The organism is Stenotrophomonas maltophilia group sp. Smal12 (genome assembly GCF_037079935.1).
Classification (GTDB): domain Bacteria; phylum Pseudomonadota; class Gammaproteobacteria; order Xanthomonadales; family Xanthomonadaceae; genus Stenotrophomonas; species Stenotrophomonas sepilia.
Genome location: NZ_JBAWUK010000001.1, coordinates 181,041 through 200,955, shown reverse-complemented (window position 1 = coordinate 200,955; position 19,915 = coordinate 181,041). Strand labels below are relative to the sequence as shown.

Sequence of the window (19,915 nt, the reverse complement as noted above, 5' to 3'; positions counted from 1 at the left end):
CATGCGCCTGGGCCTGCGAATTTAGGAGCAGCCGAGCATGGCTCGGCTCTACATGGTTGCGGCTTACGCGAACTGTTTCAGGAATCGCACGTCGTTCTCGAAGAACGCGCGCAGATCGTTGACGCCGTAACGAAGCATCGCGAAACGCTCCACGCCCATGCCGAACGCGAAGCCGGTGTAGCGCTCCGGATCGATGCCGACGTTGCGCAGCACGTTCGGATGGACCATGCCGCAGCCCAGCACTTCCAGCCAGCGGGTGCTGCCGTCGGGCTGCTGCCAGGCAATGTCCACTTCCGCGCCCGGCTCCACGAACGGGAAGTAGCTGGGGCGGAAACGCATCTCGAAATCGCGCTCGAAGAACGCGCGCACGAACTCGGCCAGCGTGCCCTTCAGGTCGGCGAAGGTCGAATGCTCGTCCACCAGCAGGCCTTCCACCTGGTGGAACATCGGCGAGTGGGTCTGGTCGCTGTCGCTGCGGTACACCTTGCCGGCGGCGATCATGCGCAGTGGCGGCGCGTGGTCGCCCATGTAGCGCACCTGCACGCCGGAGGTGTGCGTGCGCAGCAGGCGGCCGTCGCCGAAGTAGAAGGTGTCGTGCATGGCGCGCGCCGGATGGTGCGGCGGAAAGTTCAGCGCCTCGAAGTTGTGCCAGTCGTCCTCGATCTCCGGCCCTTCCGACAGCTCGTAGCCCAGCCGGCCGAAGATGCCGGTGATGCGCTCCAGGGTGCGGGTGATCGGGTGCAGGCCGGCACGCTCGCCGTTGCGGCCCGGCAGGGTGATGTCGATGGCTTCGGCGGCCAGGCGCGCATCCAGCGCCGCGTCTTCCAGCAGCGCCTTGCGCTCGCCCAGCGCGCGGGTCAGCGCGTCGCGGGCCTGGTTGATCGCTTCACCAGCGGCCTTGCGCTCGTCCGCCGGCAGGGCGCCGAGCTGCTTGAGCTGCGAGGTGATGCTCCCACTCTTGCCAAGCAGGGCAACGCGCAGCTGCTCCAGCACGTCGGGACTCTGTGCGGCGGCCACATCGGCCAGCGCCTGGGTGGTGAGGGATTGGATGTCGCTCATGGGGGGCCGGAACTCCAGTCGATCTGCCATCGCGATGCGCGAAGGGCCGACCCCTGTCGCCACCGCCGTCCCCGCGCTGCCGCCATGGCCTCGCCGGAACCCAAAAAAGAATGGGGAAGGACTTGCGCCCTTCCCCATGCATTGCCTTGACCTGACACCGTTCCGAGTGAACGGTTACGGCATCGGGAAGGACTTATGCCGCCAGCGCGCCCTTGGCCTTTTCGGCCAGCGCAGCAAAACCGGCTGCGTCGTGCACGGCGATGTCAGCCAGGACCTTGCGATCCAGGGTGATGCCGGCCTTCAGCAGGCCGTTCATGAAGCGGCTGTAGCTCAGGCCGTTGATGCGGGCAGCCGCGTTGATGCGGGTGATCCACAGCGAACGGAAGTTGCGCTTCTTCTGCTTACGGCCGATGTAGGCGTACTGCTGTGCCTTGATGACCGCCTGCTTGGCGACGCGGAAGACCTTGCGACGGGCGTTGTAATAGCCCTTGGCGAGATCCAGAATCTTCTTGTGGCGGCGACGCGCCTGTACGCCACGCTTAACTCGTGCCATTTTTCAGTTCCTCAGAGGTAAGGGAGCATGCGGTCCAGACGGCCTGCGTCTTCTGCACGGACATGGCCCGTCTGACGCAGATTACGCTTACGCTTGGTCGCTTTCTTCGTGAGGATGTGGCTACGGTTGGCGTGGCCGCACTTGTACTTGCCCGAGGCGGTCTTGCGGAAACGCTTGGCCGCTGCCCGGTTGGTCTTGATCTTGGGCATTGCAATGTCCTTGATGGGATATGACCCTGGTTTCTGACTGATCTGGCGGCGGCCTGGGCCGCTCTTTCCGTCCTGCCATGATCGGCGTACGACCCGTCCTGGGTGGGTCGAGCCGGGCATGATACAGGCAAAACCGCCCTGCCACCAGCCCCTGCAACCCTTTCACCGGCACTTCACCGGCATCCTGCAAAAGCAAAGGGACGCCAGCGGCGCCCCCTTACCCTGAACCATTCAGCCAAGCGCCCCGCAAGGCGGCCCGTCAGGCCTCAGGTCTTCTTCTTCGGCGCGATCATCATGACCATCTGACGCCCTTCCAGGCGCGGACGGGATTCAATGACGATGTCCTCGCCCAGATCGGCCTCGATCCGGTTGGCCATTTCACGTCCCAGTTCCTGGTGGCTCATTTCACGGCCACGGAAGCGGATGTTGACCTTGATCTTGTCGCCTTCTTCAAGGAACCCGCGCATCTTGCGCAGCTTGATCTGGTAGTCGCCCTCGTCCGTGACCGGACGGAACTTCACTTCCTTGATCTCGACCTGCTTGGTCTTCTTCTTGGCCTCGCTGGCCTTCTTCTGCGCTTCGAACTTGAACTTGCCGAAGTCCATGATCTTGCAGACCGGCGGATCGGCCTGCGGCTGGATCTCGACCAGGTCCAGGCCTTCATCTTCGGCCATGGACAGCGCTTCGTCGCGCGACAACACGCCGATCATTTCTCCGTCACTGCCGATCACGCGGACGCGCGGCACACGGATTTCCTGATTCTTGCGGTTCTGTTTGTTGTCAGGGGTGCTGATATTACGTTCTCCCAAGGGTATCGAACCGGTCCGGGTGCCTGTGCGCCCGGACCGGACCTTTGCTTACGCGCCCTCGGCCTGGAGCCGCTCGATGAAGGCCTGCAGGCTCATGCTGCCCAGGTCTTCGCCAGAACGCGTACGCACCGCCACAGCCCCATTCTCCTTCTCGCGGTCACCGATGACCAGCAGGTAGGGCACGCGCTGCAACGTATGCTCGCGGATTTTATAGCCGATCTTCTCGTTACGCAAATCCGAGCTGACGCGGAAGCCTTGCTCCGCAAGGGTTTTGGTCACGCCCGAGACGTAGTCGGCCTGGGCGTCGGTGATGTTGGCCACCACCACCTGGGTCGGCGCCAGCCAGGCCGGGAACTGGCCAGCATGGTGCTCGATCAGGATGCCCAGGAAGCGCTCCATCGAGCCGACGATGGCGCGATGCAGCATGACCGGGTGCTTCTTCTGGCTGTTCTCGTCCACGTACTCGGCGCCGAGGCGACCCGGCATCATGAAGTCGACCTGCATGGTGCCCAGCTGCCAGGTACGGCCGATCGCGTCCTTCAGGTGGTACTCGATCTTCGGGCCGTAGAAGGCACCCTCGCCCGGCAGCTCCTGCCATTCCACACCACAGGCGGTCAGTGCCGAGCGCAGCGCGCCTTCGGCCTTGTCCCAGGTGGCGTCGTCACCCAGGCGCGATTCCGGACGCAGCGCGATCTTGATCTGGATCTCGTCGAAGCCGAAGTGCCGGTAAACCGCCAGCGCCTGCTGGTGGAAGGCCGTCACTTCCGACTCGATCTGGTTTTCCGTGCAGAACACGTGGCCGTCGTCCTGGGTGAAGCCACGCACGCGCAGGATGCCGTGCAGCGCGCCGGACGGCTCGTTGCGGTGGCAGGAACCGAACTCACCGTAGCGGATCGGCAGGTCGCGGTAGCTGTGCAGGCCCTGGTTGAACACCTGGATGTGGCCCGGGCAGTTCATCGGCTTGACCGCGTACGTGCGCTTCTCCGATTCGGTGAAGAACATGTTGTCCTGGTAGTTGTCCCAGTGGCCGGACTTCTTCCACAGGCTCACGTCCAGGATCTGCGGGCAGCGCACTTCGCCGTAGCCGCTGCTGCGGTAGACCTTGCGCATGTACTGCTCGACCACCTGCCACAGTGCCCAGCCCTTCGGGTGCCAGAACACCAGGCCCGGGGCTTCTTCCTGCAGGTGGAACAGGTCCTGCTGCTTGCCGATGCGGCGGTGGTCGCGCATCTCGGCTTCTTCGATGCGCTTGATGTACGCCTCCAGCTGCTTCTTGTCGGCCCAGGCGGTGCCGTAGATGCGCTGCAGCTGCTCGTTCTGCGCGTCGCCGCGCCAGTAGGCGCCGGAGATGCGGGTCAGCTTGAAGGCCTTCAGGAAGCGCGTGTTCGGCACGTGCGGGCCGCGGCACATGTCCACGTACTCCTGATGGTAGTACATGCCCATCGCCTGGATGTCGTCGGACATGTCTTCGATCAGACGCAGCTTGTAGTCCTCGCCACGGGCCTTGAAGATCTCGATCACCTCGGCGCGTGGCGTCATCTTCTTGATGACGTCGTAGTCCTGGGCGATCAGTTCACCCATGCGCTTCTCGATCGCGGCCATGTCGTCCGGCGTGAACGGGCGCTCGGAATAGATGTCGTAGTAGAAGCCCTCGGCGATCACCGGGCCGATCACCATCTTCACGTCCGGGTACAGCTGCTTGACGGCGTGGCCGACCAGGTGGGCGCAGGAGTGGCGGATGATCTCCACGCCCTCCTCGTCCTTGGCGGTGATGATGCGCAGGCTGGCATCGTGGTCGATGACGTCGCTGGCATCGACCAGCACGCCATCGACGGAACCGGCGATGGTGGCCTTGGCCAGGCCGGCACCGATCGACTGGGCGACGTCCATGACGCTGACGGGATTTTCGAACTCGCGGCGGCTGCCGTCGGGAAGGGTAATGTTGATCATCGCATTGGCTTCGTGCGGGGCCCGCGGGGCGGGCTGGAAAGCGTTCCCGGGCCGCGGCCCGGGCAACAAAAAAGCGCCGCGAGGGCGCCTGGAACACAGGGCCTTCGGGGGCAGGTCAACAGTGGGCGGTGGTAGTGCTCATGTCGCACGCTCGGCCGGCGCTGGGCGCGGGCCACCTTGTTCCAGTCAGGAGTCTGCGACGATCTTAAACCAGCGCACCGGAAAGCCCAAGGGCTGCCGTACGGTCCGCTGAATGGCCAGCGCTGGCGGCGTGAAAACGCAATGATTACCATGTCCGCGCAGCCCGCCCCGTGCCAGCCTGCCCGCTTCCCCCAGGACCTCGTGATGCGCCACCCGCTCCGACCGGCTCCCGCCGGCCCCGCCCGTGCCCCGCGTTCGCCGGCCCACTGCCGCGGCGCCCGCCTGCAATGATCACCGTCGGCCTTTCCACCCTGGGCTTCTGCAGCCTGGGCATGCTGGCAGCGATGTTTTCGGCACTGGCCTTCTATGCCGCCTCGCCGCACTGCCGTTGGCCGCGCCTGCGCCGCGCCGGTCGCCTCGGCCGCCAGATCGGCCTGGTCGCCGCGGCTGCCGCATTGTGGCTGTGGATGGCCGAACTCGGTTTCGCTGCCGGTCTGGTGGCGATGCTGTGCACCTGGATGCTCGCCGCGATGCTGCTGCCGGCGCTGGCCGCCTGGCATCGCCCGGGCACGGAGTCGCCGTGATGTGGTCGCGCGCCATCGCCGGCATCATCGCTGGCTTCCTGCTTGCGGCCGCCGCGACCGGCCTGCTGGCCTGGCTGCCGCCCGGCCCTTGGCAGCGCGCACTGGTGCCGACCCTGATCGCCTTCATCCCGTTATGGATGCTGGCCGCCCTGTGGGCGTTCAGCTTCCGCAGCGCACTGCGCGCCTGGCTGGTTCTGGGTGGCAGCGCCGCGGCCGGCTTCGCCGTGCTCGGGCTGCTGCGCCTGGCCGGCGCGGTGCAATGAGAGCTCCCCCATGAAGTTCAGTTCGCAGACGCTGCGCACATTCACCACCCTGCACACCTGGGTCGGCCTGGTCGCCGGCTTCGGCCTTTTCGTGGCCTTCTATGCGGGTGCGCTGACCCTGTTCCATCACGACTTGCCGCTGTGGCAGACCCCGGGCGCAGCCACCGCCTTGCCGGCGGGCCTGGACGATGCGCAGTACCTGCTGGAAGACGTACTGGCGACACACCCGGAGGCCCGCCGCCACGTTGGCATGACCTTCCCCGGCACCGAACACCCGCAGCCCCTGGCGTACTGGCAGGCCGATGACGGCAGCTGGCGCTACGCCTGGCCGGGCCAGATCGCCGGCAGCCCCTCGCCGCCGCAGACCGGACTGGCAGAACTGGTCAACGAACTGCACTACAGCCTCGGCCTGCCGGTGGCCGGCATCTATGTGATGGGCATCGTCAGCCTGCTGTATGGCATGGCGCTGCTGAGCGGCCTGGTGATCCACCTGCCGAGGCTGTTCGGCGACCTGTTCGCGCTGCGCCCGGGCCGCAACCTGAAGCAGCTGTGGCAGGACGCGCACAACGTGATCGGCGTGCTCAGCCTGCCTTTCCACCTGATGTTCGCAGTCACGGGCGCCCTGCTGTGCCTGGTGTTCGTGCAGATGGCCCTGCTCAATCCGCTGATCTACGACGGCAAGGCGCTGCAAGCGGTACCGACCGCGATGGACACTGCGCCGGTGCGCGATGCCAGCGGGATTCCGGCGCCACCGGGCAGCCTGCGCGTGCTGCATGCGCGCGCACTTGAAGTGGCCCGCGCGCAGGGCGTGGCCAACTTTGAACCGGCCTACCTGAAGCTGGCCAATGGCGGCGATGCCAACGCCACGATCGAGATCACCGGCGAGGCCAGTGGCACCCTCGGCCCGCTTGGTGCCGTGGCATTGGACGTCGCCACCGGCAACCTGCTCGCGTCGCAGCTGCCGGGCCAGCGCGACGCCAACCACGCCACGCTCAGCGCCGCCTACGCGCTGCACTTCGGTGAGTTCGGCAACGGCGTGGTGATCTGGCTGTACTTCCTGCTCGGCCTCGGCGGTGCGTTCCTGTTCTACTCCGGCAACCTGCTGTGGATCGAGTCGCGGCGCAAGCGTCGCCAGCCGCAACAGCCACGTGCCGGTGTGAACATGGCGCGGGCCACGGTCGGCGTGTGCATCGGCCTGTGCGTGGCGATCTCGATCGCGTTCGTCACCGCACTGGTGCTGGAGCGGCTGGCACCGTCGGCGGTCGACCACGGCATCCGCTGGGCCTGCTTCGGCAGCTGGGCAGCCTGTGCGCTGTGGGCTGCACTGCGCCGTCCCGCGCAGGCCGCGCGCGAACTGCTGTGGGCCGCAGCGATCAGCACTGCACTGGTGCCGGTCCTGCACGGTGCACTCGATGGTGACTGGCTGTGGCGCGCCGCCGGGCGTGGCCAGTGGCCGCTGTTCTGGATCGATGCCATCGCGCTGGCCATGGCCTTCGGCTTCGCCCGCCTGGCCGTCGCCAGCCAGCGCCGCGCCCGCAACGGCGATCCGAACAGCGTCTGGGCGAACTGAAGCGTCGCCGGGCATGAGCCCGGCGCCAGCACGCGACTCAATCGCCGATGCGCGCCTTCTGCCACGGGCCGAGCATGGCGTTGAGCAGGCTGGCCTGCTCGTCGTCGCCGGTCAGCTCCCACATGAACACCCCGGCCAGGCCCTGCTCGCGGGCGAACTGCGCACGCAGCCCGATCGAGCGCGGGTCTTCATAGCTGATGAAGACCTTCTGTTCGGCGTTGTACAGCCACGGGCTCTGCGCCTGCGGCTGCCAGTGCCTGGTCCAGCCCGGCTGGTCGAGATAGCGCGCCTTGATCACCCGCCAGTCGCCGGCGTCGGCCGGTGTGCTGTAAGGCTGATACAGGCCATCCGGTGCATCGCCGGTGACCTTGAAGCCGCGCCCGTAGAACGGCACGCCCAGCACCAGCTTGTCGGCCGGTACACCGTGCTCGCGGTAGTACTGCACCGCGCCGGCCACGTTGTTCCAGCGGCGCAGCTCCGGCGCCAGCGGATCGGCCGGCACTTCATGCAAGGGCGCATTGAAGGTCGACACCGACGAGAAGCCGGTGCCCATGTCGTAGCTCATCAGGTTGATGAAATCGAACACCCTGGCCAGCGCCGGCAGGTCGTAGCTCGCCGCCGGATCATAGGGGCCATCGGTCTGCAGGCGACCGGCGGCCAACGCGGCGGTCAGCAGCATCGGCTGGCCAACCTTGCGACCGCGCGCATCGAGTGCCTGGCGGAAGGCCTGCGCAAGCCGGGTCAGGTTGGCGCGATCCTGCGGGCGGTGTGCCAGCTCCTCCGGCCCACCACTGACCGGGAATTCCCAGTCGATGTCCACACCATCGAAGCTGCCTGCATGGCGCTCGAAGAACAGCGCCATGCATGAGTCGACCAGGCGCTTGCGGCTGGTTTCGGTCAGTGCCGCATCGGAGAAGCCGCCTGCGCCCCAGCCGCCAATGGAAATCAGCGTGCGCAGGTGCGGGTGCGCCTTCTTGAGTTCGGCCAGTGCGGCGAAATTCTTCGGCGCTTCGCACCGACCGTGCAGCGGCCGTCCTCGATGGTGGAGAACGCGTAGAACAGGTGGGTCAGGCGCTCGGCCGGAATGCTCGACACCGGATAGCGCTCGGCCGATCCACCAGGGTAATAGGCGCCGAAGATCGGCTGCTGTGCGGGCGCTGCGTGCGCGGCAATGGGCAAGGCACCGGCAATCAGCACGGCAAGGACGGCCACGGTCTGGCGGAACATGGGATCTCCCGGTTCAAAGGCGCCGCCACGTTAGCAAACCGATAGGGCTGCGGTACGGATGTCGCGGCATGTCGTCCCATGGACAGGCGCGATCCGTGCAACGGTGACAGAACGATGGCTGCGTGGCGGCGATCATGCACTGCAGCAGGACATGCAGCGACCTGGATGAGCGTCTCTTCACAACATCGAGGCAAAGAAAAAGCGGGCCGAAGCCCGCTTTCTCATTTGCGAAAGCGTGAGGACCAACGGTCCTCACCCACCGCACGAGCAGCAGTACCGATTATTCGGCGCTGGCGCCTTCGCCTTCTTCGACGGCCTTCATCGACAGGCGGATACGGCCCTGCTTGTCGACTTCCAGCACCTTGACCTTGACCACATCGCCTTCCTTCAGCTTGTCGCCGACCTTCTCGACGCGCTCGCTGGAGATCTGCGACACGTGGACCAGGCCGTCCTTGCCCGGCAGGATGGTGACGAACGCACCGAAGTCCATGATCTTGGCGACCTTGCCTTCGTAGATGCGGCCCGGCTCGACGTCCGAGGTGATCTGCTCGATGCGGGCCTTGGCAGCCTGGGCAGCGATGGCGTTGACCGACGCGATGACGATGGTGCCGTCGTCCTGGATGTCGATCTGGGTGCCGGTTTCCTTGGTGATGGCCTGGATGGTCGAGCCACCCTTGCCGATCACTTCGCGGATCTTGTCCGGGTGGATCTTGATGGTCAGCAGGCGCGGCGCGTAGTCCGACAGCTCCTCACGCGGAGCGGTCAGGCCGTGGGCCATTTCACCCAGGATGTGCAGACGGCCAGCCTTGGCCTGCTGCAGGGCCTGCTTCATGATCTCTTCGGTGATGCCTTCGATCTTGATGTCCATCTGCAGGGCGGAGATGCCCTCAGCGGTACCGGCCACCTTGAAGTCCATGTCGCCCAGGTGATCTTCGTCACCCAGGATGTCGGACAGGACCACGAAACGGTCGCCTTCCTTGACCAGGCCCATGGCAATACCGGCCACCGGTGCCTTCACCGGCACGCCGGCGTCCATCAGGGCCAGCGACGAGCCGCAGACCGACGCCATCGACGAAGAACCGTTCGACTCGGTGATTTCCGAGACGACGCGGATGGTGTACGGGAAGGCTTCCAGCGACGGCATGACAGCCAGCACGCCGCGCTTGGCCAGACGACCGTGGCCGATTTCGCGGCGCTTCGGGCCCATCATGCGGCCGCACTCACCCACCGAGAACGGAGGGAAGTTGTAGTGGAACAGGAAGTTTTCCTTGTACTCACCGGCAACGGCGTCGATGACCTGGCCGTCACGGGCGGTGCCCAGCGTGATGGTCACGATGGCCTGGGTTTCGCCACGGGTGAACAGCGAGGAACCGTGGGTACGCGGCAGCACGCCGGTCTTCACGGTGATCGGGCGGACGGTGTCCAGCGCACGGCCGTCGATGCGGACCTTGGTGTCCAGCACCGAGTCACGCATGGTGCGGTATTCCAGTTCGCCGAATTCCTTCGACAGCTCGGCCGGGTTCCAGCCTTCGGCGGCCACGCGGCCCGCCAGGGCTTCGAACACGTCCTTCTTGATCGCCGAGATGGCGTCACGGCGCTGCAGCTTGTCGCGCACCTGGAAGGCTTCGCCCAGGCGCGGGCCGATGGCTTCCTTCAGCGCGGAGATCAGCGCGTCGTTCTTGGCCGGGGCTTCCCAGGTCGACGGCTTGGTGCCAGCTTCGACGGTCAGCTCGTTGATCGCGTTGATGACCTTCTGCATTTCGCGGTGACCGAAGGTCACGGCGCCCAGCATCACTTCTTCGGACAGCAGCGCGGCTTCGGATTCGACCATCAGCACGGCGTTGGAGGTACCGGCGACAACCAGTTCCAGCTGCGAGTCAGCCAGTTCGCTGACGGTCGGGTTCAGGATGTACTCGCCGTTCTTGTAGCCGACCTTGGCAGCGCCGATCGGGCCCATGAACGGGGTGCCGGCCAGGGCCAGCGCAGCCGAGGCGCCGATCAGGGCCGGGATGTCGCCGTCCACGTCCGGGTTCAGCGACATGACCGTGGCGATGATCTGCACTTCGTTCTTGTAGTCTTCCGGGAACAGCGGACGGATCGGACGGTCGATCAGACGCGAGATCAGCGTTTCCTTCTCGGTTGCACGGCCTTCACGCTTGAAGAAACCACCCGGGATGCGGCCGCCGGCGTAGAACTTTTCCTGATAATCGACGGTCAGCGGGAAGAAGTCCTGGCCTTCGCGCGCGCTCTTGGCGGCGACGGCGGTGACCAGCAGTACGGTGTCGTCCATCTTGACGATGACCGCGCCGCTGGCCTGGCGGGCGACTTCGCCGGTCTCAAGCGTGACGGTGTGCTTGCCGTACTGGAAGGTTTTGGTGATTTTTGCCACGGAGGGTGTCCTTGGGGATGCTGTCTGCGAATTTGGACCGTCGGCGACCCTTGCCGCCAGCGGGTGGCCGGATCGTTCCGGCCTGAATCGGGGATTGCGGTGCTACAAAACAAAACCGCGGCGCATCGCTGCGCCGCGGGGGATTCGTTGCTTAGCGACGCAGGCCAAGCTTTTCGATCAGGGCCTTGTAACGCTCGACGTCCTTCTTCTTCAGGTAGTCGAGCAGGCTGCGACGGCGGTTGACCATCTGCAGCAGGCCGCGGCGGCTGTGGTGATCCTTCTTGTGGGTCTTGAAGTGGCCGGTCAGCAGTTCGATGCGGGCGGTCAGCAGGGCAACCTGGACTTCCGGGGAGCCGGTGTCAGCGGCGCTGCGCTTGTTGTCTTCAATGACCTTCTGGGTGTCGATCGACATTTCTTTTTTCTCTGTGATGCGTGGCCGGCAGGAACGCGCTTCGCGCACCGCCAGGCTCGCCGTGGACTACGAGGATGAAACCTGCGCGAGGCAGGTTGCCGGAAAACGGCCGCGAAATTGTAACGGCCAGGGGCTTCCGGGACAAGGACCGGGGCTGAACCACCCTGCCCCGGTCAGAGGTTGAAACGGCGCTGCGGGGCCAGCAGGCCACTGTCGTCGACCTGGCCCAGGCCTTGGACAGCATCGTCCGGACCGAACACGGCCACCAGGCCATGCGGCCAGGACATGTCACGCTGGCGCTGGCCGACGCAGAAACGGTGAGCCTGGGCGGCGTCGAGGTCGACCCGCGGATACTCGGCCAGGCCGGCCGCCAACGGCAGCAGCAGCGCGTCCATGCCCGCCTCGTCGCCGGCCTCGGCCATCACCCGCAGCTGGTCCAGGGTGACCATCACCGGTTCACGGAACGGCTCGACCCACAGCCGGCGCAGCGCACTGATATGGGCGCCGCAGCCCAGGCGTTCGCCGAGGTCGCGTGCCAGGCTGCGGATGTAGGTGCCGGAGCCACAGGTCACGCGCAGCCGCAGCCGTTCCGGCTGCTGCTCGAGTACCTCGATGGCGTGCACCTGGACCTCGCGCTCCGGGGCCTCGATGGCCTCGCCGCGGCGGGCCTTCACATACAACGGTTCACCGCCCTGCTTCAGCGCCGAATAGATCGGAGCCCGCTGGCGGATGTTCCCCGTCAGTGGCGCCAGCGCAGCCTGCAGGGCCTCGGCGCTGATCGCCGGCACCGGGCGCTGCAGCAGTACCTGGCCCTCGGCATCATCGGTGTCCGTGGTCTGGCCGAGCACGATCTCGGCATCGTACGCCTTGGCCGAACCCAGCAGCAGGCCGGCGATCTTGGTTGCCTCGCCGAAGCATAGCGGCAGCAGGCCGGTGGCCAACGGGTCGAGGCTGCCGGTGTGGCCGCCCTTCTGGGCACGGAACAGGCGGCGCGCCACCTGCAGGGCGGCGTTGGAGCTCATGCCGGTCGACTTGTCGAGCAGCAGGATGCCATCCAGGCGGCGGAACTGAATTCGGGTCATGACAGGATGTTGTAGAGCCGAGCCATGCTCGGCTGCAGCGGCGCGGCCCGCACAGGCATCGCGTTGCCGGAATGGAAAGACGCCGGGCATGGGCCCGGCGCTAGCTTATTCTTCGTCGCTCTCGCGACGCTTCTCCGCGGCCAGCGTATCGGGCAGGTCGCGCAGGATGTTGTCGATGTGCTCACCACGGTCGACCGAATCGTCGTAGTGGAAATGCAGCTCCGGCACGTGGCGCAGCTTCATCGCACGGGCCAGGTCCATGCGCAGGCGGTAGCCCAGCTCCTTCAGGCCGGCCACGGCTTCAGCCGAGCGTTCCGGCATCAGCGCGGTGACGAACACCTTGGCATGGGCCATGTCGCGGGTGATTTCCACGTCGGACACGCTCACCGAGGGCAACCCGTGCTCGCGCACGGCGTTGTGCACCAGGGTGCCGAGCTCACGGCGCAGCTGGGCGGAGACACGGTCGGTTCGATGGAAAGTCTTGGGCACGAGGAGCTCTTGGTTCAGTTGTCGCCCGACCAACGGTCGGGCACTACCTTTGATTCGATTGTCGCCCGACCAACGGCCGGGCGCTACAGGTACATGGTAGGGCCCGACCGTTGGTCGGGCCACCTTGCAGCATTACAGGGTGCGCGGCACTTCGATACGCTCGAAGCACTCGATCTGGTCGCCTGGCTTGACGTCGTTGTAGGCCTTCACCGCGATACCGCATTCGGTACCGTTGCGGACTTCCTCGACGTTCTCCTTGAAGCGACGCAGCGATTCCAGCTCGCCCTCGAAGATCACCACGCTGTCGCGCAGCACGCGGATCGGCTTGTTGCGCTTGACCACGCCCTCGATGACCATCGAGCCGGCAACGGCGCCCAGCTTGGAGCTGCGGAAGACGTCGCGGACCTCGGCGATACCGATGATCTCTTCGCGGATCTCCACGCCCAGCAGACCGGATGCCACCTGCTTCACCTGATCGATCACGTCATAGATGATCGAGAAGTAACGCAGGTCGACGCCGTTGGATTCGATGATGCGACGGGCCGAAGCATCCGCACGCACGTTGAAGCCGATGACGGTGGCCTTCGAAGCAGCCGCCGAGTTGGCGTCCGATTCGGTGATGCCGCCGACGCCGGAGTGGATCACGTTGATGCGGATGTCTTCGTTGGACAGCGCGACCAGTGCCTGGCTCAGGGCCTGCACCGAACCCTGCACGTCGGCCTTGATGACCAGGTTGAGGACCTGCTGGCCCTCGCCCTTGCCCAGGGTCGCCATGATGTCTTCCATGCGGCTGCCAGCGGTGGCGACCAGGCGCGACTCACGACGCTTGGTCTCACGCTGCTGCGCAACATCCTTGGCCAGGCGCTCGTCCTCGACCACCACGAAGTCGTCTCCGGCTTCCGGCACACCGGACAGGCCCAGGACCTGCACCGGGATCGACGGGCCGGCGAACTCCGGCTGCTTGCCGGTTTCGTCGAACAGCGCACGCACGCGGCCGTACTGGATACCGCACACCAGGTAGTCGCCCTTCTTCAGGCGGCCCTGCTGCACCAGCACCGTAGCGACCGGGCCGCGGCCCTTGTCCAGCGACGATTCGATCACCACGCCCGAGGCGCGGCCTTCGTCGACGGCCTTCAGTTCCAGCAGTTCGGCCTGCACCGACACCGCGTCCAGCAGGTCGTCGATGCCCAGGCCGGTCTTGGCCGAGATCTCCACCATCTGGATGTCACCACCGAACTCTTCGGCCACGACCTGCTCGGAGAGCAGCTCGTTCTTGACCCGCATCGGATCGGCACCGGACTTGTCGATCTTGTTGATCGCCACGATCAGCGGCACACCCGCCGAACGGGCGTGCTGGATCGCTTCCTTGGTCTGCGGCATGACGCCGTCGTCGGCAGCAACCACCAGCACCACGATGTCGGTCAGCTTGGCGCCGCGGGCACGCATCGAGGTGAACGCGGCGTGGCCCGGGGTATCCAGGAAGCTGATGACGCCCTTGGGCGTTTCGACGTGATAGGCACCGATATGCTGGGTGATGCCGCCGGCTTCGCCGTGGGCAACCTTGGTGCGGCGGATGTAGTCCAGCAGCGAAGTCTTGCCGTGGTCGACGTGACCCATGATGGTGACCACCGGCGGGCGCTGCACGGCTTCGCCCTGGTTTTCACCGGTCGAAGCAAGCAGCGCGTCTTCGGCATCGTTGTCGTTGGCACGGATCGCCTTGTGGCCGAGTTCTTCGGTCACCAGCGCAGCGGTGTCGTGGTCGATGGACTGGGTGATGGTCGCCATCACGCCCATCTTGAACAGCGCCTTCACCACCTCGCCGCCCTTCAGCGCGAGCTTCTGCGCCAGGTCGGCCACGGTGATGGTCTCGCCGATCGCGACTTCACGCACGACCGGGGCGGTCGGGCGTTCGAACGCGTGCGGGCCGGCATTGTTGCCACCACGCGACATGTCGCGACGGCCACCGGACTGGTTGCGGCCACCCGGACGTCCACGCGAATTGCTGTTGTTGCTGTTGCCGCGACGCGCACGATCGGCGGCCGACAGGTGCATCTGGCCGGCGAAGCGGTCGCCCGGGCCACGCTCGTTGCGCGGCGCGCTGCGGTTGTTGCGCTCGTCGTTGCGCGGCGGCGGCGGCGGAGCACCACGCGGCGCAGCCGGGGCGGCGGCCGGGGCGCGCGGCGGGCGCGGCGCGGTTTCGTCGATCGGAGCACGCTTGGGCTTGCTGGCGGCCAGTGCCTCGGCCGCCTTGGCCGCAGCCGCAGCTTCCTCGGCAGCCTTCTTCTCGGCTTCGGCGCGTTCCTTGGCGGCGGCCTCTTCCTCACGGGCACGGACGATGGCCTCGTCGCGCAGACGATCCTTCTCGGCCAGGGCCTGCTGTTCGGCGAGGTTGCGCGCACGCGACTCTTCCAGCTTGCGCAGGATGTCGGCGCGCTCTTCGTCCGGCGTCATGGCGCGAGCACCATCCTTGACGTAGGTACGCTTCTGGCGCACCTCGACATTCACGGTCGTCTTGCTGCGACCGGAATTGACCGTCACTTCCTGCTGCTTCCGGCGGTTGAGCGTGATCTTCTTCGCAGACTGATCGGTCTCTTCCGGGGCCTGCTCGGGCTTGCCGTGCGAACGACGAAGGAAGCCCAGGAGCTTTACCTTCTCGGAGCTGGTCACGACCTGGTCGGGACCGCTGAACTTCATGCCGGCACCGGCCAGCTGTTCCAGCAGTTTTTCGACCGGCGTGTTGACCAGTTCGGCAAGCTTGCGGATGGTGGTTTGCTGCGACATTCGGATCCTATGATCTTGTGGGCGCCCCCCCGCATCTGGAGGTGGCGCGGATTCTACGCCCTGAGCGGCTCAGGGCCCTGTTCATTGCCGGCTCATTCGCCGCGTTCCAGTCGGGCGATCTCCTCGGCACGGGCGGCCAGGATCAGCGCAGCGGCGCGCGCCTGATCCAGTCCTTCGATGCCGAAGTCCATGACCTCGTCGGCGGCCAGGTCGGACAGGTCCTCGCTGGTACGCACGCCGTGGCCGGCCAGCGCATATGCGGTGGCTTCGTCCATGCCCTTCAGGGACAGCAGGTCCTGCGCCGGCTGGCCGTCTTCAAGGCCTTCCTCGACTGCCAGGGCCTCATTGAGCAGCGCATCGCGGGCACGAGCGCGCAGCTCTTCGACGATGTCCTCGTCGAAACCTTCCACGGCCAGCAGTTCGCCGACCGGGACATATGCGATTTCCTCGACGGTGCCGAAGCCTTCGCTGACCAGGATGCCGGCGATTTCCTCGTCCACTTCCAGCTTGTCCATGAACAGCTGGCGGGCGGCAGCCTGCTCGGCCTCCGACTTGGCAGTGACCTGGTCCTGGGTCATCACGTTGAGCTGCCAGCCGGTCAGGCGGCTGGCCAGGCGCACGTTCTGGCCGCCCTTGCCGATCGCCTGGGCCAGGCGGTCTTCGGCAACGGCCAGGTCCATCGAGTGCTTGTCCTCATCGACGATGATCGACTGCACTTCGGCCGGCGCCATCGCGTTGATGACGAAGTTGGCCGGGTTGTCGTTCCACAGCACGATGTCCACGCGCTCGCCATTGAGCTCGTTGGACACGGCCTGCACGCGCGAACCGCGCATGCCGATGCAGGCACCGATCGGATCGGTGCGCTGGTCGTGGGCCAGCACGGCGATCTTGGCGCGGTCGCCCGGATCGCGGGCGCAGGCCTTGATTTCGACCAGGCCCTGGCCGACTTCCGGCACTTCCAGCTTGAACAGCTCGATCATGAACTCCGGCGCGGCGCGGCTGATGAACAGCTGCGGGCCACGCGGCTCCGAGCGCACTTCGGCCAGGTAGCCGCGCACGCGGTCCCCGGCACGCAGCACGTCGCGCGGAATGCCCTTGTCCTTCGGAATGAAGCCTTCGGCATTGCCACCGAGGTCGACGTAGATGTTGCCGCGCTCGGCGCGCTTGACCACACCGGTGATCAGCTCACCCACGCGATCCTTCCATGCATCCACGACCTGCTGGCGCTCGGCTTCGCGCACGCGCTGGACGATGACCTGCTTGGCGGCCTGGGCAGCGATGCGGCCGAAGTCCGGGTTCTCGATCTGCTCTTCGATGTAGTCGCCGACCTCGACGCCTTCGGCCTCGTCGACGGCGTCCATCAGGCGGATCTGGCGATCCGGGGATTCCATGACCACGTCATCAGCCACCACTTCCCAGCGGCGGAAGGTTTCGTAGCTGCCATCCTTGTGGTCGATGACCACGCGGGTCAGCACTTCCTCCTCGGGATAGCGCTTCTTCGCTGCCGAGGCCAGGGCGGCCTCGATGGCATCGAAGATCACTTCACGCGGCACGCCCTTCTCGTTGGCGACTGCGTCGACTACCAGCAACAGTTCCTTGCTCATTGGCTCACTCCGCGCGCGGCTTCTTTGCCGCCGGCTCGTTGGAAGAAGAATTCGTGTTCGGCTTCGGACGCTTCGGTGCCGGACCGGTCGGCTTGCTCGGGGCCAGCCCCAGCGCCACCCAGTCGGGCATGATCCGTGCCTTGTCGATGTTGTCGGCCGACACGACCACTTCAGCCTTGTCGACGATGAAGGTGATGGTGCCCGCGGCCTCGTCGATCGCTTCGATGCGGCCCTGCAGGCGACGGCGGTTGTCCTGCGGCAGCTTCAGCGTCACCTTGGCCGATTCACCCTGGTGGCGGCCGAACTGCTCCAGGTTGAACAGCGGGCGGTCCACGCCCGGCGAGGACACTTCCAGCGTGTAATTGCCGCTGATCGGGTCTTCGACGTCCAGCTGCGCCGAGACTTCGCGGCTGACCCGCTCGCAGTCGTCGACATTGATGATGCGCTCGGGCTGTTCAGCCAGCGGCACGTCGATGTAAAGGCGCAGGGTCGCACCGCCGGGGGCCGGCAGATACTCAACGCCCAGCAGCTCCAGGCCCAGCGACACAACGGTCGGGGCGAGCAGATTCGCGATGTCGGTTGCCTTGTCGCTCACAGCCTGCCTTGATCTCTATGGTTGGGTGCCGGCCTTGGCCGGCGTGGAAACATGACGCCCCGGAAACGACAAAGGGCCCGTTGGGCCCCTTTTCCGGAAAGACTCCGGTGACTGGATTCCGGTTGCAACCTGCATTGCCTGCCGGTCGCGGCCCTCCTTCCGGGTCCGGACTCCCGCTGGGAGTACCGCCTTCAGGGGTACTGCTAGGCCGCTGATGATAGCGGCTGCACCGCGCTGGTGCAAGGTGCGGGGCCGGGTCAGATCCCTTTTCCATACCGGAAGTCGAGCATGGCTCGACTCTGCAAGAACGGAACCCGCCCAAAGAAAAACGCCCTCGAAGCGGGACTTCGAAGGCGATCTCCTTACTTGGTAGCGGGGGCAGGATTTGAACCTGCGACCTTCGGGTTATGAGCCCGACGAGCTGCCAGACTGCTCCACCCCGCATCAGAAGCGGAATTATGAGCGATGGCTCCAAAAACTGCAAGCTTTCCCTCATTCATCAAATCGGTTCGCGCCGATCCGAAGTTGGTAGCGGGGGCAGGATTTGAACCTGCGACCTTCGGGTTATGAGCCCGACGAGCTGCCAGACTGCTCCACCCCGCACCGGAAGTGCTTGAACTGCTGCCCTGCTCTTTCGAGGAGGGCTACCGCAACGATGTTCTGGCTGAACCGCTGCAGTGACAACTCAGGCTGCGCATATTACACGAATCGCGCAGCTTTGTGTCAACTTTTATGCAAGATGCGCAAATGCCTGCTGGCACCAGACCATGATCGGGTTCCAGGCCAGGCCCAGGGCCAGCAGCGCCAGGGCATTGACGCCCAGCACCACACCCAGCACGCGGTCGTTGTTGCGCGGCATGGCCTCGCCCACCGGCTCATCGAAGTACATGACCTTGATGACGCGCAGGTAGTAGAAGCAGCCGACCACGGCGCACAGCACGCCCAGGATGGCCAGCCACAGCAGGCCGCCGTTGACGGCCGCGCCCAGCACCGCCAGCTTGGTCCAGAAGCCCAGGAACGGCGGGATGCCGGCCAGCGACGCCATGATGCACAGCACCAGGCCTGCCATCCACGGGTTGCGGGCATTGAGGCCCTTGAAGTCCTCGATGTTCTCGGCTTCAAAGCCGGCACGCGACAGCGCGATGATCGCGCCGAAGGCGGCGGTCGACATGATGGCGTAGGCCAGTGCGTAGAACAGCGCAGCGGCATAGCCCTGTGCGCCACCACCGGCGATGCCCATCAGCAGGAAGCCGATGTGCGAAACGGTGGAGAACGCCAGCATGCGCTTGAGATTGCTCTGCGCGATGGCCATCAGGTTGCCGATGACCAACGAGACTGCGGCCAGGCCGGCGATCAGCAGCTGCAGTTCCGTCGACAGCGGGCCCACGCCCATTTCCAGCAGGCGGTAGGCCATGCCGAAGGCGGCCAGCTTCGGCGCCGAGCTGATGAACAGCGCGATCGGTGCCGGGGCACCCTGGTACACGTCCGGCAGCCACATGTGGAACGGTGCCGCACCCAGCTTGAAGGCGACGCCGGCGATCATGAACACCGCACCGGTGATCAGCAGCACGCGCTCTTCCGAGTGCGGGATGGCGTCACGGATGACGTCCAGGTGCAGGCTGCCGGTAGCACCGTAGATCAGCGACATGCCGTACAGCAGCAGGCCAGAGGCCAGCGAGCCGAGCACGATGTACTTCATCGCCGCTTCCGAGGCCAGGCCGTTTTCGCGGTTGCTGGCGACCAGGGCGTAGGAGCACAGCGCCAGCAGTTCCAGGCCCAGGTAGACCATCAGCAGGCTGCCGGCCGACACCAGGATCATCATGCCGGCGGTGCCGAACAGGATCAGCACCGGGATCTCGCCCTGGAACAGGTTGCGGTCACGCAGATAACGCCAGCCATAGACCAGGGTCAGGCCGCTGAGCAGCACGATCCCGGTCTTCATCACGTCCGCGGCGGTATCGCGCACGAACATGCCATGGAAGACCTCGCCCTGCCCGCCCACGCCGGTGGCCAGCATGAACAGCACCACGGCCAGCGCAGCGAGCGAGAACAGGTGGGTGACGATCTTGTTCCGGTTGCTGACGAACAGGTCGAGGATCATCAGGGCGAAGGCGCTGCCGATCAGCACCAGCTCGGGAGCGAGCGGTGGCAGGTCAGCGGCGGTCAATGGCAGCAGCGGCGAGGTGGTCATCATCAAA

General features: G+C 65.8%; 16 protein-coding genes, 2 tRNA genes and 1 pseudogene. 3 read left to right on the top strand and 16 right to left on the bottom strand.

What is annotated here, in order from left to right:
• Positions 1 to 63: 63 nt before the first annotated feature.
• The 5 genes from WDC87_RS00905 to thrS all read right to left on the bottom strand — a co-directional run bounded on the left by WDC87_RS00905 (position 64) and on the right by thrS (position 4,580).
• Positions 64 to 1,059 (bottom strand): phenylalanine--tRNA ligase subunit alpha, encoded by a 996-nt coding sequence (locus WDC87_RS00905; RefSeq protein ID WP_072169124.1) that lies wholly within the window; start codon positions 1,057 to 1,059, stop codon positions 64 to 66.
• A gap of 193 nt (positions 1,060 to 1,252) precedes the next feature.
• Positions 1,253 to 1,612: a 50S ribosomal protein L20 gene (gene rplT / locus WDC87_RS00900; RefSeq protein WP_005410435.1), complete on the bottom strand. Its 360-nt coding sequence runs from the start codon at positions 1,610 to 1,612 to the stop codon at positions 1,253 to 1,255.
• A gap of 11 nt (positions 1,613 to 1,623) precedes the next feature.
• Positions 1,624 to 1,821 carry a 50S ribosomal protein L35 gene (rpmI, locus tag WDC87_RS00895; protein WP_005410436.1) on the bottom strand — a complete coding sequence of 66 codons (198 nt, stop codon included), beginning with the start codon at positions 1,819 to 1,821 and terminating at the stop codon, positions 1,624 to 1,626.
• A gap of 266 nt (positions 1,822 to 2,087) precedes the next feature.
• Positions 2,088 to 2,615, bottom strand: a complete 528-nt coding sequence (infC, locus tag WDC87_RS00890; protein WP_072169143.1) for a translation initiation factor IF-3 — start codon at positions 2,613 to 2,615, stop codon at positions 2,088 to 2,090.
• A gap of 63 nt (positions 2,616 to 2,678) precedes the next feature.
• Positions 2,679 to 4,580: a threonine--tRNA ligase gene (gene thrS / locus WDC87_RS00885; protein ID WP_005417872.1), complete on the bottom strand. Its 1,902-nt coding sequence runs from the start codon at positions 4,578 to 4,580 to the stop codon at positions 2,679 to 2,681.
• Between the two features lie 428 nt (positions 4,581 to 5,008).
• Here thrS and WDC87_RS00880 point away from each other — a divergent pair, with 428 nt between their 5' ends.
• Genes WDC87_RS00880 through WDC87_RS00870 form a run of 3 tightly spaced genes read left to right on the top strand, consistent with a single transcriptional unit; the run spans position 5,009 to position 7,138 of the window.
• Complete coding sequence (locus tag WDC87_RS00880) at positions 5,009 to 5,305, top strand: hypothetical protein (RefSeq protein WP_005410439.1); 297 nt, start codon at positions 5,009 to 5,011, stop codon at positions 5,303 to 5,305.
• Positions 5,305 to 5,568 carry a hypothetical protein gene (locus WDC87_RS00875; RefSeq protein ID WP_061478092.1) on the top strand — a complete coding sequence of 88 codons (264 nt, stop codon included), beginning with the start codon at positions 5,305 to 5,307 and terminating at the stop codon, positions 5,566 to 5,568. The genes WDC87_RS00880 and WDC87_RS00875 overlap by 1 nt, the downstream gene beginning before the upstream one ends.
• Before the next feature lie 10 nt (positions 5,569 to 5,578).
• The gene (locus WDC87_RS00870) at positions 5,579 to 7,138 is read left to right on the top strand and encodes a PepSY-associated TM helix domain-containing protein (protein WP_252745043.1); all 1,560 of its coding nucleotides are present in this window, start codon (positions 5,579 to 5,581) and stop codon (positions 7,136 to 7,138) included.
• A gap of 37 nt (positions 7,139 to 7,175) precedes the next feature.
• Here WDC87_RS00870 and WDC87_RS00865 read toward each other — a convergent pair.
• The 11 genes and pseudogenes from WDC87_RS00865 to nuoN all read right to left on the bottom strand — a co-directional run bounded on the left by WDC87_RS00865 (position 7,176) and on the right by nuoN (position 19,908).
• Positions 7,176 to 8,365: pseudogene (locus tag WDC87_RS00865) on the bottom strand (glycoside hydrolase family 18 protein).
• Positions 8,366 to 8,645: 280 nt separating this feature from the next.
• The gene (gene pnp, locus WDC87_RS00860) at positions 8,646 to 10,754 is read right to left on the bottom strand and encodes a polyribonucleotide nucleotidyltransferase (protein ID WP_005417884.1); all 2,109 of its coding nucleotides are present in this window, start codon (positions 10,752 to 10,754) and stop codon (positions 8,646 to 8,648) included.
• Positions 10,755 to 10,905: 151 nt separating this feature from the next.
• Positions 10,906 to 11,166 (bottom strand): 30S ribosomal protein S15, encoded by a 261-nt coding sequence (gene rpsO, locus WDC87_RS00855; RefSeq protein WP_005417886.1) that lies wholly within the window; start codon positions 11,164 to 11,166, stop codon positions 10,906 to 10,908.
• A 173-nt stretch (positions 11,167 to 11,339) separates the two neighbouring features.
• Positions 11,340 to 12,248 (bottom strand): tRNA pseudouridine(55) synthase TruB, encoded by a 909-nt coding sequence (gene truB / locus WDC87_RS00850; protein ID WP_072169119.1) that lies wholly within the window; start codon positions 12,246 to 12,248, stop codon positions 11,340 to 11,342.
• A gap of 105 nt (positions 12,249 to 12,353) precedes the next feature.
• A complete protein-coding gene (rbfA, locus tag WDC87_RS00845; protein ID WP_005410447.1) occupies positions 12,354 to 12,737 on the bottom strand; it encodes a 30S ribosome-binding factor RbfA in 384 nt (127 codons plus the stop codon).
• A gap of 132 nt (positions 12,738 to 12,869) precedes the next feature.
• Positions 12,870 to 15,518, bottom strand: a complete 2,649-nt coding sequence (gene infB / locus WDC87_RS00840) for a translation initiation factor IF-2 (protein WP_053499259.1) — start codon at positions 15,516 to 15,518, stop codon at positions 12,870 to 12,872.
• 92 nt (positions 15,519 to 15,610) lie between these two features.
• Positions 15,611 to 17,122, bottom strand: coding sequence for a transcription termination factor NusA (nusA, locus tag WDC87_RS00835; protein WP_005417911.1), 1,512 nt, complete (start codon positions 17,120 to 17,122; stop codon positions 15,611 to 15,613).
• 4 nt (positions 17,123 to 17,126) lie between these two features.
• Entirely contained in the window at positions 17,127 to 17,717 is a 591-nt protein-coding gene (gene rimP / locus WDC87_RS00830) for a ribosome maturation factor RimP (RefSeq protein WP_005417913.1), read from the bottom strand.
• 367 nt (positions 17,718 to 18,084) lie between these two features.
• Positions 18,085 to 18,161 (bottom strand) — tRNA-Met (locus tag WDC87_RS00825).
• 82 nt (positions 18,162 to 18,243) lie between these two features.
• A tRNA-Met gene (locus WDC87_RS00820) sits at positions 18,244 to 18,320 on the bottom strand.
• A gap of 127 nt (positions 18,321 to 18,447) precedes the next feature.
• Positions 18,448 to 19,908 (bottom strand): NADH-quinone oxidoreductase subunit NuoN, encoded by a 1,461-nt coding sequence (gene nuoN, locus WDC87_RS00815; RefSeq protein WP_049415243.1) that lies wholly within the window; start codon positions 19,906 to 19,908, stop codon positions 18,448 to 18,450.
• Positions 19,909 to 19,915: the final 7 nt, after the last annotated feature.

Coding starts and splice junctions, on each gene's coding strand:
- WDC87_RS00905 (WP_072169124.1), bottom strand. CDS start 1,059: ATGAGCGACATCCAATCCCTCACCACCCAGGCGCTGGCCGATGTGGCC.
- rplT (WP_005410435.1), bottom strand. CDS start 1,612: ATGGCACGAGTTAAGCGTGGCGTACAGGCGCGTCGCCGCCACAAGAAG.
- rpmI (WP_005410436.1), bottom strand. CDS start 1,821: ATGCCCAAGATCAAGACCAACCGGGCAGCGGCCAAGCGTTTCCGCAAG.
- thrS (WP_005417872.1), bottom strand. CDS start 4,580: ATGATCAACATTACCCTTCCCGACGGCAGCCGCCGCGAGTTCGAAAAT.
- WDC87_RS00880 (WP_005410439.1), top strand. CDS start 5,009: ATGATCACCGTCGGCCTTTCCACCCTGGGCTTCTGCAGCCTGGGCATG.
- WDC87_RS00875 (WP_061478092.1), top strand. CDS start 5,305: ATGTGGTCGCGCGCCATCGCCGGCATCATCGCTGGCTTCCTGCTTGCG.
- WDC87_RS00870 (WP_252745043.1), top strand. CDS start 5,579: ATGAAGTTCAGTTCGCAGACGCTGCGCACATTCACCACCCTGCACACC.
- rpsO (WP_005417886.1), bottom strand. CDS start 11,166: ATGTCGATCGACACCCAGAAGGTCATTGAAGACAACAAGCGCAGCGCC.
- truB (WP_072169119.1), bottom strand. CDS start 12,248: ATGACCCGAATTCAGTTCCGCCGCCTGGATGGCATCCTGCTGCTCGAC.
- infB (WP_053499259.1), bottom strand. CDS start 15,518: ATGTCGCAGCAAACCACCATCCGCAAGCTTGCCGAACTGGTCAACACG.
- nusA (WP_005417911.1), bottom strand. CDS start 17,122: ATGAGCAAGGAACTGTTGCTGGTAGTCGACGCAGTCGCCAACGAGAAG.
- nuoN (WP_049415243.1), bottom strand. CDS start 19,908: ATGACCACCTCGCCGCTGCTGCCATTGACCGCCGCTGACCTGCCACCG.